The organism is Azospirillum agricola (assembly GCF_020005195.1).
Classification (GTDB): Bacteria; Pseudomonadota; Alphaproteobacteria; order Azospirillales; family Azospirillaceae; genus Azospirillum; species Azospirillum agricola.
In genome coordinates this window covers 861,361-875,086 of the sequence record NZ_JAIFZR010000005.1, presented here as the reverse complement: position 1 = coordinate 875,086, position 13,726 = coordinate 861,361, and the positions used below count along the sequence as shown (strand labels likewise).

The following is a 13,726-nucleotide window of genomic DNA, read 5'->3' as shown; positions in this document are numbered from 1 at the left end:
TGCCGAGGGAGGGCCGGGGGGCAAGTGACCAACCCCTTCTCCGGACCCCCGATGACCCTCCCCCCGCCCAAGGTCTACAGCATCCCCTCCGGCGCGCCCTTCGTGGACACGCTGGCGGAGGGCATCGTGGCGCGGGTCGGGGAGGATCCGCTGGCGCTGGCCGAGGTCACCGTCCTGCTGCCGACCCGCCGCGCCTGCCGCTCGCTGCAACAGGCGTTCCTGCGGCGCTCCGGCGGCCGGCCGATGCTGCTGCCGCGTCTCAGCCCGCTCGGCGAACTCGACGCCGGCGACCTCGCCCTGACCGAGGACGAGCTGCCCGAGGTGCCGCTCGACCTGCCGGGCGCCATCTCCGGGCTCAACCGGCAGATGACGCTGGCCCGGCTGATCCTGCACGCCGACGGCATGGCCGCCACCACCGCGCAGGCGGTGCGACTGGGCGCCGACCTCGGCCGGCTGATCGACGCGGTGTGGACCGAGCGCGTCGCCTTCGACCGGCTCGAGTCGCTGGTCCCCGCCGACTACGCTGAGCACTGGCAGACCACGCTGAAGTTCCTGACCATCGTCACCGAGGTCTGGCCCGCGATCCTCGCCTCGACCGCCGAGACCGACCCGGCCCACCGCCGCAACCTCGCGCTGGAGGCGCAGGCGGCGCTGTGGCGCGCGGTGCCGCCCAAGGGCATGGTGATCGCTGCCGGCTCCACCGGCTCGATCGCGGCGGCGACCGACCTGCTCGGCGTCATCGCCCGGCTGCCGCAAGGGATGGTGGTGCTGCCCGGCCTCGACCAGCGGGCCGGCGACGACATCTGGGATCACATCGAGACCGACGAGGCCCACCCGCAGCACGGCCTGTCGCAACTCATTCGCGCTTTGGGCGTCACCCGAGCCGAGGTTGTCCCCTGGGCCGACACGCCGGAGCCGCGCGGCCCCCGCGCCCGCCTGATCGCCGAGTCCCTGCGCCCGGCCGCCACCACCGAGGGCTGGCGCGGGCTGGAGGGACTTGACGCAACCGCGCTCGACGGGCTGACCCGCATCGACGCCGCGACCTCGGAGGAAGAGGCGCAGGTCATCGCCCTGCTGATGCGCGAGGCGCTGGAGATCCCGACCCGCACGGCGGCGCTGATCACGCCGGACCGCAACCTCGGCCGCCGGGTCGCCATGGCGCTGGCCCGCTGGGGCATCGCGGTGAACGACTCGGGCGGCCAGCCGCTCGCCCACACCGCCGTCGGCACCTATCTGCGCATGACGGCGGAGCTGGCGGCGACGCGGGTCCACCCGCTGGCCCTGCTGGCGCTGGCCAAGCACCCGATGGCGGCGGGCGGCCGCGACTCGGCGGATTTCCGCGCCGCCGCCCGCGCGCTGGAGCGCACCGTCCTGCGCGGCCCGCGCCCGGCCGAGGGCTTCGCCGGGGTGGCGGCGGCGCTGAACGCGGCGACCCGCTTCGACCATGAGGAGCAGCAGGGCATCCTGCGCGACTGGCTCGACGATGTGTCGCGCCGGGCCGCCCCCTTCCTCCAGGTCATGCAGGGCGAGGCGCCGCTGGCCGACCTGCTGCGCGCCCACGTCGCCTTCGCCGAGTCGCTGGCCGACGACCACGAGACCGAGGGGCCCAAGCGGCTCTGGCGCCAGGAGGACGGCGAGGAGGCGGCGCGCTTCGTCCACGACCTGCTGAACGCCGTCGAGGATTTCCCGGCCATTCCGGCGACCGACTATCCGGCGCTGCTCGACGCGCTGATGAGCGCGCGGGCGGTGCGTCCGCGTTTCGGCCTGCACCCGCGCCTGTTCATCCTGGGGCCGATGGAGGCCCGCCTCCAGCATCTCGACCTCACCATCCTCGGCGGGCTGAACGAGGGGACTTGGCCGCCCAGCCCGTCGGCCGATCCCTGGATGTCGCGGCCGATGCGCCGGGATTTCGGCCTGCCCAGCCCGGAACGGCTGGTCGGCATGTCGGCCCACGACTTCGCCCACGCCTGCGGCGCGCCCGAGGTGGTGCTGACCCGCGCCGAGCGGGTGGAGGGCACGCCGACCGTGCCGTCGCGCTGGCTGCTGCGGCTGGACACCGTGCTGAAGGCGCTCAACCTGCACGGACGCATCGAGGATCGGGGTGCCCGCTGGCTGGCCTGGGCGCAGGGGCTCGACGAGCCGGAGCAGGTCCGCCCGGTGCTGCCGCCCGAGCCGCGCCCGCCGCTGGCCGCCCGGCCGCGCAAGCTGTCGGTGACGGCGGTCGAGACCTGGATGCGCGATCCCTACGCGGTCTACGCCCGCTACGTGCTGCGGCTGTCGAAGCTCGACCCCATCGCCGCCGATCCCGGCGCCGCCGACCGCGGCCAGATCATCCACGCCACGCTCGACGCCTTCGTCCGCGCATTCCCCGGCCCGCTGCCGCCGGACGCGCTGCCGCGCCTGCTCGCCCTCGGCCGCGACGCCTTCGGGCCGCTGCTGCGCAGCCATCCCGACGTCTGGGCCTTCTGGTGGCCGCGCTTCGAGCGGGTCGCCGAATGGTTCGTCGCGCTGGAGCGCGAGCGCCGCCCGCGCCTGCGCACGCTGGCGACCGAGGTGACGGGCACGCTGACCCTCCAGGGCCCCGGCGGCCCCTTCACCCTGACCGCCAAGGCCGACCGCATCGACAAGGGGCCCGACGGGCTGGTGGTGATCGACTACAAGACCGGCACCCCGCCCTCGACCCGCGAGATCGAGCTGGGCTTCGCCCCGCAATTGCCGCTGGAGGCCGCCATCGCCGAGGCCGGCGGCTTCAGCGGCATCGACGCGGGCACGGTCGCCGAGCTGGCCTTCTGGCGTCTGGCCGGCGGCGACCCGGCGGGCGAGGAGAAGCCGGTCAAGGGCGACCCGGCGACGCTGGCCGCCGAGGCGCGCGCCGGGCTGGAGGAACTGATCCGCCAGTTCGACGACCCGTCCACCCCCTACCGCTCCTGCCCGCGTCCGGCGATGGCGCCGCGCTACACCGATTACGCGCATCTGGCCCGCATCCAGGAATGGTCGGCCGGCGGCGACGGCGGGGAAGGGTGAGGGGAGAGGGATGAGCATGACGACGACCGACAACCTTGCCCGCACGCTGCCCCTCGACCCCAACGTCGCCCAGCGCCGCGCCTCCGACCCGGCCTCCTCGGTGTGGGTGGGGGCGTCGGCCGGGTCGGGAAAGACCAAGGTGCTGACCGACCGCGTGCTGCGCCAGATGCTGGCCGGCACGCCGCCCGCCCGCATCCTCTGCCTGACCTTCACCAAGGCGGCGGCGGCCGAGATGGCGATCCGCGTCAACAACACGCTGGGCCTGTGGGCGACGCTGCCCGACGCCGATCTGGAGGACCGTCTGGCCGACCTGTGCGGCGAGCGCCCGTCGCCGGAGATCAGGACCAACGCCCGGCGCCTGTTCGCCCAGGTGGTCGACTGCCCCGGCGGCATGAAGATCCAGACCATCCACGCCTTCTGCCAGTCGCTGCTGCGCCGCTTCCCGCTGGAGGCCCGGCTCGCCCCGCATTTCGAGGTGATGGACGAGCGCACCGCTGCCGGCCTGCTGACCGAGGCGCGCGACCAAGTGCTCCACGCCGGCCGGATGGAGCCGGACAGCCCGCTCGGCCGCGCCATGGCCCGGCTGACCGCCGACCTCAACGCCGAGGAGTTCGCCGATCTGCTGGCCGAGCTGGCCTCGGAGCGCGGGCGCATCCAGCGCCTGTTCGAGCGGTTCGGCAGCCTGGACGGCATCGTCGATGCGGTCCACGACGCCCTCAAGGTCGCGCCCGGCACCACCGAGGCGTCGCTGCTCACGGACGCCTGCCGCGACGACGTCTTCGACGCCCCCACCCTGCGCGAGGCCTGCCGGGCGCTCTCCGCCGGCAGCGCCAGCGACCAGGAGCGCGGCATCGGCATCCAGGGCTGGCTCGACGCCGCCGACAGCCGCATCCGCGCCTTCCAGGCCTACCTGCGCCTCTACCTGACCGCCGAGGGCACGCCGCGCAAGACGCTGATCACCAAGAAGGCCGCCGCCGCCAGCGCCGTCGCGCTGGCCGGGCTCCAGGCCGAGGCCGAACGGCTGGTCGAGGTGGCGGGCAGGGTCAAGGCCGCCGGGGTCGCCGCGTCCACCTCGGCGCTGCTGACGCTGGCGGAAGCCATGCTGGAGAGCTACCGCGCCCGCAAGGCGGCCCGCGCGCTGCTCGACTACGACGACCTGATCCTGGCGGCGATGACGCTGCTGCGTGGCAAGAACGGCGTGCCGGCGGTGCCCTGGGTGCTGTTCAAGCTGGACGGCGGCCTCGACCACATCCTGATCGACGAGGCGCAGGACACCAACCCCGACCAGTGGGAGATCGTCGCCGCCATCGCCGGGGAGTTCTTCAGCGAACTGGCGGCGAGCGCCGGGGACGCCACCACCCGCACCGTCTTCGCGGTGGGCGACGAGAAGCAGTCGATCTTCAGCTTCCAGCGCGCCGACCCGGCCGAATTCGCCCGCATGCGCCGCCATTTCCAGGAGCGCGCCGAGGCGGCGGAGCGGAGCTGGGCGTCGGTGGACCTTGACATCTCCTTCCGCTCGACCGCAGCCGTGCTGGAGGCGGTGGACGCCGTCTTCGCCAGCGAGGCCGCCCGTGACGGCGTGGCGTCGGCGGCCAGCCCGGTGATCCGCCACCGCGCCTTCCGGCGCGGGCAGGCCGGGCTGGTCGAGCTGTGGCCGCCGGTCAAGCCGGCCGAGGCCATGGAAACCCCCGCCTGGGCGCCGCCGGTGGCGCGCGAGGCCGCCGATTCGCCGTCGGCCCGGCTCGCCGCCGTCATCGCCGGCACGGTCGGCGGCTGGCTGGAGCGCGGCGAGCTGCTGGAGGCCAAGGGCCGCCCGGTGCGCCCCGGCGACGTGATGGTGCTGGTGCGCCGCCGCACCGGCTTCGTCACCGAGCTGGTCCGCGCGCTGAAGGACCGCGGTGTCCCGGTGGCCGGCGTCGACCGCATGGTGCTGACCGAGCAGCTCGCCGTCATGGACCTGATGGCGCTGGCCGATTTCCTGCTGCTGCCCGACGACGACCTGACGCTCGCCACCGTGCTGAAGGGGCCGCTGATCGGGCTGACCGAGGAGGAGCTGTTCCGGCTGGCGCACGGCCGGCGCGGCACGCTGTGGCGCGCGCTGGTGGCGGCGGCCGAGACCGATCCGGACGTGCGGCCGGCGCGGCGCTACCTCGGCGACCTGCTGGCGCGCACCGACTTCTCCGCCCCCTACGAGCTGTTCGCCGGGCTGCTGAACCGGCCCTGTCCGGCCGACACCCGGTCGGGGCGGCGCGCCATCCTGAAACGGCTCGGCCCCGACGCCCAGGACCCGCTCGACGAGTTCCTGGCGGTCTGCCTCGCCTTCGAGAAGACCGAGCCGCCCTCGTTGCAGAATTTCCTGGCCTGGCTGGCGGCCAGCGAGGCCGAGATCAAGCGCGAGCTGGACCAGGGCGGCGGCACCGTGCGGATCATGACGGTGCACGGCTCCAAGGGCTTGCAGGCACCCATCGTCTTCCTGCCCGACACGCTGGGCAACCCGACCCAGAGCCCGCCGATCCTGTGGCCGGACGACGACTGCCCGGTGCCCCTCTTCGCCGCCCGCCGCACCCAGGAGGATTCGCTGAGCGCCGAGGCGCGGGCGCGGGCCAACCGGCGGCGCGACCAGGAATACCGCCGCCTGCTCTACGTCGCGCTGACCCGCGCCGAGGACCGGCTCTACGTCTGCGGCTACCAGGGGAAGCGCGAGCCGCCGGAAGGCTGCTGGTACAAGCTGGTCGAGGCGGCGCTGAGCGACAGCGGCGTGCCGCAGGACTTCGACTTCACCCACCACGGGCCGGAAGGCTGGAGCGGCCCCGGCTGGCGTCTGGCCGGCCCGCAGACCGCCGTTCCGCCCCGTTACGTCGCCGAGGAGGACGCCGCCGCCGACCATGGCGCGCCGTCCTGGCTGACCGCCCCGGCCCCGGTCGAGCCGGAGCCGTCGCGCCCGCTCACGCCGTCGCGCCCCGACGGGGAAGAGCCGGCGGTCCGCTCGCCGCTCGGCGCCGACGACGGCCAGCGCTTCAAGCGCGGGCTGCTGGTGCACCGGCTGTTGCAGACCCTGCCCGAACTGGAGGAGGGGGCTCGGGAGGCCGCCTGCCGCCGCTTCCTCGCCCGCCCGGCCCACAAGCTCGACGCCGGGCAGCAGGACGCCATCGCGCGCGAGACGCTGGCGGTGCTGAGCCATGCGGACTTCGCGCACCTGTTCGGCGCGGGGTCGCGGGCCGAGGTGCCGCTGGTCGGCGTCGTCGGCAACCGGACCATCGCCGGCCGCATCGACCGGCTGACGATTCGCGGCGACACGGTGTGGATCGTCGATTACAAGACGAACCGTCCGCCGCCACGGGTTTTGGATGATGTTCCAGCGGTTTACCGCCGCCAGATGGCCGCCTACCGGGCGGCGCTGGAGGCGGTCTATCCGGGCATGGGCGTGCGTTGCGTGCTGCTGTGGACCGATGGGCCGTTCGCCATGGAACTGCCGGCGGAACTTCTCGACGCGGCCGGCGTTCCAGGATTGACCGGGGTCGCGGCCGGGGCCGGTGGCTGACCCGAAAGATGGGGTCACTTGACCGGCACGTCAGGTCCGCCCTACATTTTGCTCAATTCCACGGACAGGGCCATGCCTCGCCTCCCCGCGCTCGCGGCCGGCGAAGGCCCTGAATTCAGGCAAGAGGTCACATGAGCACCACCATCAAGGTTACCGACGACAACTTCGAGCAGGACGTTCTCCAGGCCCCCGGCCCGGTCCTGGTCGATTTCTGGGCGGAATGGTGCGGCCCCTGCAAGATGATCGCTCCGGCGCTGGAAGACATCGCCGTTTCGTTCGAGGGCAAGGTGACGGTTGCCAAGCTGAACATCGACGAGAACCCCGGCACCCCGACCAAGTACGGCGTGCGCGGCATCCCGACGCTGATGCTGTTCAAGAACGGCAACGTCGCCGCCACCAAGATCGGCGCGCTGCCCAAGGGCGCGCTGATCCAGTGGCTCGAGGCGTCGCTCTGAGCCGCTGAGCGGTCACGTTCGTCGAAGGAACCCCGTCGCGGTCGCGGCGGGGTTTTTTCTTGGATTTTTTTTCTTGGCTGCCACTTGCCCCTACCGCCCGTCCTCCACCCACCAGGTCTCGATCAACGGGCCATAGAGCGGCGTCGTCTCCGGCCGCTTCAGCCGGGTCCAATGGGCCAGACGGTCCACCGGGCTGTGGAACAGCGGCACCATGTAGTGCCCCCACGACAGCACCCGGTCGAGCGCCCGCACCCGCGCCACCAGATCGGCGCGCGTCGTCGCCTCGGCGATGGAGCGGGCGATGGAGTCGACCACCGGGTCGCGGATGCCGGCGAGGTTGCGGCTGCCCTCCTGCCCGGCGGCCTCGGAGCCGTAGTAATAGAGCTGCTCGTTGCCCGGCGAGAGGCTGGAGATCCACCAGCGCAGCGTCATGTCGAAGTCGAAGCGCTCCAGCCGCGCCTGGAACTGGGCGCTGTCCACCGTCCGCACCGAGGCGGCGATCCCCAGCCGGTCGAGCGAGCGGGCGAACTCCAGCGCCACCTTCTCTTCCGACGGGTCGGCCAGCAGGATTTCGAAGGCGAAGGGGCGTCCCCCGGCGTCCGTCAGCCGGCCGTCGCGCACTCGCCAGCCGGCCTCGGCCAGCAGCCGCAGCGCCTCGCGCAGGTTGCCGCGCGAGCCCGCCGGGCCGCTGCCGTCGCTTTGCGGCAGGGCGAAGGGCCGGGTGAAGAGCTCCGGGGGCAAGCGGTCGCGGAAGGCGGCGAGGACGCGCAACTCCTCCCCCTCGGGCAGTCCCTGCGCCGCAAGTTCCGAGTTCGGGTAATAGCTGGCGGTCCGCGCCAGGACGCCGTGGAACAGGGTCCGCCCCATCCAGGCGAAGTCGGTCGCCATCCCCAGCGCCCGGCGCACGCGAATGTCGGCGAACAGCGGCCGCCGGGTGTTGAAGATCAGGCCGCGCGCGAAGTCGGGGCGCCGGTGCGGCAGTTCCTCGCGCAGGATTCGGCCGTCGCGCAGGGCCGGGCCGTCGTAGCCGGTCGCCCATTTGGCCGGGTCGATCTCGCGCCGCACGTCGCCCTCGCCGGCCTTGAACGCCTCCAGCGCCACCGAGTCGTCGCGGTAATAGACGTAGTCGAGCCGGTCGGCGTTGAACTGGCCGAGCCGGATCGGCAGGTCGCGCCCCCAATAGTCGGGCACCCGCTCGTAGGTGATGCGGCGGCCGGGATCGACCGACGCCACCCGGTAGGGGCCGCTGCCCGGAATCGGCTCCAGCGTCGTGCGGTCGAACGGCTTGTCACCCCACCATGCCTTGGAATGGATCGGCATCAGCCCCATCAGCAAGGGCATCTCGCGGTCGATGCTGCCGTCCGGGTTGGCGGCGAAGGCGAAGCGCACGGTGCGCGGATCGGGCGCCTCCGCCGTCGTCACCTTGGCGTAGAACAGCCGGCGGTTCGGCGTGCCGTGGGCACGTTGCACCGCCAGCGAGAACAGCACGTCGTCGGCGGTCACCGGCGTGCCGTCGTGCCAGCGCGCCTTCGGGTTGATGCGGAAGGTGACGGCCGAGCGGTCGTCGGCGACCTCCAGGCTTTCGGCCAGCAGGCCGTAGAGCGAGAAGGGCTCGTCCCACGAGCGGGTCAGCAGGCTCTCGAAGGTCAGCCCGAGGCCCAGCGCCGGCACGCCCTTCACGATGTGCGGGTTCAGCGTGTCGAAGCTGCCGGTGACCGCCTGCCGGATGGTGCCGCCCTTGGGGGCCGCCGGGTTGACGTAGGGCAGCGCCGCGAAGCCCGGCGGCAGCCGGAGGTCGCCGTGCATCGCGATGCCGTGCGTGGTGTCCGCCACCGCGCCGGTGCCGGCCAGCAGAAGCAGGACGAGGGAGGAGATGAGCCGGGTCATGCCCGCAAGGTTGCCGCTTTGCCGCATCTGCGCAATAGGCCGCGCAAGTGCCTTGGCCTTGCGCACGCTTCTCGCCTACACTCCGGCCGCGCGCGGCGCCGGTGCGGTCCTGGCATGAGCCTTTGGGGCATCATGTCTTGGGTCATCGGCATCGGCGCCGAACAAGAACACGCCCCGTTACGCCAGTCGAAGGACGAGAGATTATGGATCTGAGCAAGGTTGCCGTGGGCAAGAACGCGCCCTGGGATGTGAACGTCGTCATCGAGATCCCCGTGGGCGGCGACCCGGTGAAGTACGAGGTCGACAAGGAATCGGGTGCGATGTTCGTCGACCGCTTCCTGCACACGGCGATGTTCTATCCCTGCAACTACGGCTTCATTCCGCACACCCTGTCGGGCGACGGCGACCCGGTGGACGTCTGCGTCGTCGGCCGCACCCCAGTCATCCCCGGCGCCGTGCTGCGCTCGCGCCCGATCGGCGTCCTGTACATGGAGGACGAGGGCGGCGAGGACGAGAAGCTGCTGGCCGTTCCGGTCGACAAGCTGCACCCCTTCTACAGCGACGTGAAGAACTACACCGACCTGCCGAGCATCCTGACCGAGCAGATCGCCCACTTCTTCGAGCACTACAAGGATCTCGAGAAGGGCAAGTGGGTGAAGGTCCTGCGCTGGGGCGACGCCGAGGAGGCCGCCAAGAAGATCGAGGAAGGCCTGGCCCGCGCCGCGGCCGCCAACAAGGGCAAGCCCGGCGTCATCGTCTGATCGACCGCCGATCAACGCCACGCACCGCCGGATGGACCGGGACGACGAAGTCCTGGTCCGTCCGGCGGTTTGCGTTTGGGGAAGGCGATGGGGGCGGCCGTCAGGCCTTCCAGCCCATCCGCCGCTCCACCCCGTCCGCCGCCTCCTTGAGGATGTCGGCGCTGCGCCGCAGGGCGGTTTCCTCGTCGGGGGCGAGGTCGGGCAGGATGGTGTCGAGCACCCCGCCGGCTCCGACGATCCGGGGCAGCGACAGCACCACCTCGGGCACGCCGACGACGTTATCGTTCAGCATCGCGCAGGTCGTCACCATGCGCTCGTCGCCGGCGATGGCGGCGACCAGACGGGCCAGCCCGCCGCCGATGCCGAAGGCCGTGTGACCCTTGCCGTTGATGATGCGGTAGGCGGCGCGGCGCACCCCCTCGTCGATGTCGGCGCGGTCCCCGGCGGTCAGCGGACGGCGGAGTTGCTCGGCGATCCGCTCCACCGGCACCCCGGCGACGGTGGCGCCGGACCACAGCAGCACCTCCGAGTCGCCGTGCTCGCCGACCACATGGGCGTGGACGGATTTCGGCGTCACCCCCAGCTTGCGGGCGAGCAGGGCGCGGAAGCGCGCGGTGTCCAGCACGGTGCCGGAGCCGATCACCCGGTGGCGCGGCAGGCCGCTGATGCGGGTGGCGATCTGAGTCATCACGTCGACCGGGTTGGTCGCGATCAGCAGCACAGTGTCGGGTGCGGCGGCGAGAACGGCGGGAATCACCTCGGCGAAGACGCGGGCGTTGCGCTCCAGCAGGTCGAGCCGGGTTTCGCCCGGCTTCTGGGCGACGCCGGCCGACAGCACCACCACGCCGGCACCCTCCAGCGCCGCGTAGGGCCCGGCCTGGACGGCGACCGCGCGGGCGAAGGGAACGGCGTGGGCGATGTCCTGGGCCTGGGCCTGGGCCAGCGCGTCGTTGGCGTCGACCAGCACGATCTCGCTGGCCGCCCCCATCGTGACCATCGCGAAGGCGGCGGTGCTGCCGACGAAGCCCGCCCCGACGATTCCGACCTTCATGCCCGTGTCCTCCCTTTTGCCATTTCCGGTTTCAAGAGCGTCAAGCCTTCAAACCTGCGGCCGGAGGAGCGTCCGTGCAAGGCTGCCGCGCCAATTTTGTGCCTTTGGCGACGCGCGACGAAACGCCCCCTTGTCCGATGGTCATACCAACCCTTAATGTTGCGCCGCAGCAAATGGGACGGAAGAAAGTCCGGCCCGCCGCTGTTCGTCATCAAAACCGCCGATCGGGCGCGCTATGCTGCGCGCTTGGCGAATTCTCCTGCACCGGGCCGGGTCATGACCGTTCGCAACCTCGACAAGCTGTTCAAACCCGCCTCGATCGCGCTGATCGGGGCCAGCCGCAAGCCGGGAACGGTGGGGGCGGTGGTCGCCCGCAACCTGTTCCAGGCCGGATTCGACGGGCCGGTGATGCCGGTCAACGCGACCGAGCGTGCCGTCGAGGGCGTGCTGACCTACAAGGCGGTGGACGGCCTGCCGATCACCCCCGACCTCGGCGTGATCTGCACCCCGGCCGACAAGGTGGTGGCGACCATCGACGCGCTGGGCAAGCGCGGCACCAAGGCCGCCATCGTCATGACTGGCGGGATGAACGCCGAGCAGACGCAGGCGATGCTCGACGCCGCCAAGCCCTACCTGATGCGGGTGCTGGGGCCGAACAGCCTCGGCGCCATGGTGCCGGGGCGCGGCCTGAACGCCAGCTTCGGCCCGGTGGCGCCCAAGAAGGGCGACGTCGCGCTGGTGGCGCAGTCCTCGATGGTCGTGACCTCGATCGCCGACTGGGCGACCTCGCGCGGCATCGGCTTCTCGCATCTGGTGTCGCTGGGCGACCGGGGCGACGTCGATTTCGGCGACCTGCTCGACTATCTGGCCTCCGACGTCACCGTGCGCGCCATCCTGCTCTACATCGAGAGCATCAGCCACGCCCGCAAGTTCATGTCGGCGGCGCGCTCCGCCGCCCGCCAGAAGCCGGTCATCGTCATCAAGGCCGGCCGCTCCGACGAGGCGCAGGAGGCGGCGACCTCCCACACCGGGGCGCTGGCGGTGTCGGACGCCGTCTACGACGCGGTGTTCCGCCGCGCCGGCGTGCTGCGCGTCAACGATCTGGCCGAGCTGTTCGACGCCGCCGGCACGCTGGGCACCGGCGTGCCGATCACCGGCGACCGGCTGGCCATCCTGACCAACGGCGGCGGCATGGGGGTCATGGCGACCGACAAGCTGATCCATGCCCGCGGCCGCCTCGCCACCCTGTCCGCCGAGACGCAGGAGGCGCTGACCGCGGTGCTGGGGGCGAATCCCGGCGGGGGGCCGCGCGGCAACCCGCTGCGCATCGGCGCCGACGCCACGCCCAAGCGCTACGCCGACGCGCTGAACGCGCTGATGCAGGACGGCAGCAACGACGCGGTGCTGGTGCTGCACTGCCCCTCGGCCCTGACCGACAGCGCCGCCATCGCCAAGGCCGTCACCGACACCGTGCTGGCCAACAAGGCGCGCCGCCACCCGGTGCTGACCAGCTGGATCGGCGACGAGTCGGCGGCGGACGCCCGCCAGCTCTTCGCCGCCAACCGCATCCCGACCTACGACGGGCCGTCCAACGCGGTGCGCGCCTTCATGCATCTGGTGCGCTACCGGCGCAGCCAGGAGCTGCTGATGGAGACCCCGCCCTCGGTGGCCGAGGATTTCCAGCCCGACGGCATCACGGTCAAGCGGGTGATCGCCCGCGCCATGGCGGAAAAGCGGGACTGGCTCAGCGAGTACGAGGCCAAGCGCGTGCTGGCCGCCTACGGCATCCCGGTGGTCGACACCCGCGTCGCCGAGACTCCGGAGGACGCCGCCGCCGCCGCCCGCGTCATCGGCGGCCCCATCGCGCTGAAGATCCTGTCGCACGACATCGCCCACAAGTCGGACGTCGGCGGCGTCGCGCTGGGGCTCACGACTCCGGAGGAGGTGCGGGCGGCGGCCGAGGCGATGCTCGCCCGCGTGCACGAACTGGCGCCGGACGCGCGGATCGAGGGCTTCACCGTCCAGGAGATGGCCGTCCGCCCCGACGCCTACGAGCTGATCGTCGGCATGACCGAGAACGAGATGTTCGGCCCGGTCCTGCTGTTCGGCGAGGGCGGCATCGGGGTCGAGGTGGTGGAGGATTACGCCCTCGCCCTGCCGCCGCTGAACATGAAGCTGGCCGCCGACCTGATGGGCCGCACCCGCATCTGGAAGCAGTTGCAGGGCTACCGCTCGCGCGCGGCGGTCGATCTCGACGCGGTGGCGCTGACGCTGAACAAGCTGTCGCAGCTCATCGTCGATTTCCCGGAGATCGCCGAGCTGGACATCAACCCGCTGCTGGCCGACGCCGACGGGGTGCTGGCGCTCGACGCCCGCATCAAGGTGGGCGTGCCGGCGCTGGCCGGGGCCAACCGGCTGGCGATCCGCCCCTACCCGAAGGCGCTGGAGGACCGGATCACCATCAAGGACGGCCGGCAGTTCGTCGTCCGCCCGATCCTGCCGGAGGACGAGCCGCTGGTGCATCATCTGGTGGAGAACCAGACGGCCGAGGATCTGCGGCTGCGCTTTTTCGCGCCGCTGAAGCGGTTGTCGCACCAGGCGGCGGCGCGGCTGACCCAGATCGACTACGACCGCGAGATGGGGCTGATCGCCGTCGGCCCCGATCCGGAGACCGGCGACACCATCATGTACGGCGTGGTGCGCATCAACGCCGATCCCGACAACCGCCGCGCCGAATACGCGGTGATGGTGCGCTCCGACATGAAGGGGCAGGGGCTCGGCTACATCCTGATGAACAAGATCCTCGACTACGCCCGCTCGCGCGGCATCAGGGAGGTCTATGGCGAGGTTCTGCGCGAGAACACCAACATGCTGGGCATGTGCCGCGCGCTGGGCTTCGTCCGCAAGGAGAACATGGACGAGCCCGGCGTCGTCGAGGTGCGCATCGAGCTGGGCGGCGGTCTGGCGGCGGAGTAGGGCCGCGCATCGAAAGGGGGAACCACCGGCC

At 72.0% G+C, this 13,726-nt stretch carries 7 protein-coding genes; 5 read left to right on the top strand and 2 right to left on the bottom strand.

What is annotated here, in order from left to right; translation table 11 throughout:
• Window positions 1-51 precede the first annotated feature (51 nt).
• The 3 genes from addB to trxA all read left to right on the top strand — a co-directional run bounded on the left by addB (window position 52) and on the right by trxA (window position 7,020).
• The gene (gene addB / locus JN22_RS19060; RefSeq protein ID WP_085555447.1) at window positions 52-3,024 is read left to right on the top strand and encodes a double-strand break repair protein AddB; all 2,973 of its coding nucleotides are present in this window, start codon (window positions 52-54) and stop codon (window positions 3,022-3,024) included.
• Between the two features lie 16 nt (window positions 3,025-3,040).
• A complete protein-coding gene (gene addA, locus JN22_RS19055) occupies window positions 3,041-6,565 on the top strand; it encodes a double-strand break repair helicase AddA (RefSeq protein WP_085557239.1) in 3,525 nt (1,174 codons plus the stop codon).
• Between the two features lie 131 nt (window positions 6,566-6,696).
• Window positions 6,697-7,020, top strand: coding sequence for a thioredoxin TrxA (gene trxA, locus JN22_RS19050; protein ID WP_085555446.1), 324 nt, complete (start codon window positions 6,697-6,699; stop codon window positions 7,018-7,020).
• 90 nt (window positions 7,021-7,110) lie between these two features.
• On the opposite strand, the gene JN22_RS19045 is transcribed toward trxA, so the two are convergent.
• Window positions 7,111-8,907 carry an extracellular solute-binding protein gene (locus JN22_RS19045; protein ID WP_085557238.1) on the bottom strand — a complete coding sequence of 599 codons (1,797 nt, stop codon included), beginning with the start codon at window positions 8,905-8,907 and terminating at the stop codon, window positions 7,111-7,113.
• 203 nt (window positions 8,908-9,110) lie between these two features.
• Between JN22_RS19045 and ppa the strand changes: the two genes are divergently transcribed.
• Window positions 9,111-9,668 carry an inorganic diphosphatase gene (ppa, locus tag JN22_RS19040; RefSeq protein WP_085555445.1) on the top strand — a complete coding sequence of 186 codons (558 nt, stop codon included), beginning with the start codon at window positions 9,111-9,113 and terminating at the stop codon, window positions 9,666-9,668.
• A 100-nt stretch (window positions 9,669-9,768) separates the two neighbouring features.
• On the opposite strand, the gene JN22_RS19035 is transcribed toward ppa, so the two are convergent.
• On the bottom strand, window positions 9,769-10,719 hold the full coding sequence (locus JN22_RS19035; RefSeq protein WP_085555444.1) for an L-lactate dehydrogenase: 951 nt from the start codon (window positions 10,717-10,719) through the stop codon (window positions 9,769-9,771).
• Window positions 10,720-10,995: 276 nt separating this feature from the next.
• Between JN22_RS19035 and JN22_RS19030 the strand changes: the two genes are divergently transcribed.
• Window positions 10,996-13,695 carry a bifunctional acetate--CoA ligase family protein/GNAT family N-acetyltransferase gene (locus JN22_RS19030; RefSeq protein ID WP_085557237.1) on the top strand — a complete coding sequence of 900 codons (2,700 nt, stop codon included), beginning with the start codon at window positions 10,996-10,998 and terminating at the stop codon, window positions 13,693-13,695.
• Window positions 13,696-13,726: the final 31 nt, after the last annotated feature.

What these genes read in the sequence shown, in the direction of transcription:
- JN22_RS19045 (WP_085557238.1), bottom strand. Translation starts at nt 8,907, where the DNA reads ATGACCCGGCTCATCTCCTCCCTCGTCCTGCTTCTGCTGGCCGGCACC.
- JN22_RS19035 (WP_085555444.1), bottom strand. Translation starts at nt 10,719, where the DNA reads ATGAAGGTCGGAATCGTCGGGGCGGGCTTCGTCGGCAGCACCGCCGCC.
- JN22_RS19030 (WP_085557237.1), top strand. Translation starts at nt 10,996, where the DNA reads ATGACCGTTCGCAACCTCGACAAGCTGTTCAAACCCGCCTCGATCGCG.
- ppa (WP_085555445.1), top strand. Translation starts at nt 9,111, where the DNA reads ATGGATCTGAGCAAGGTTGCCGTGGGCAAGAACGCGCCCTGGGATGTG.
- trxA (WP_085555446.1), top strand. Translation starts at nt 6,697, where the DNA reads ATGAGCACCACCATCAAGGTTACCGACGACAACTTCGAGCAGGACGTT.
- addB (WP_085555447.1), top strand. Translation starts at nt 52, where the DNA reads ATGACCCTCCCCCCGCCCAAGGTCTACAGCATCCCCTCCGGCGCGCCC.
- addA (WP_085557239.1), top strand. Translation starts at nt 3,041, where the DNA reads ATGACGACGACCGACAACCTTGCCCGCACGCTGCCCCTCGACCCCAAC.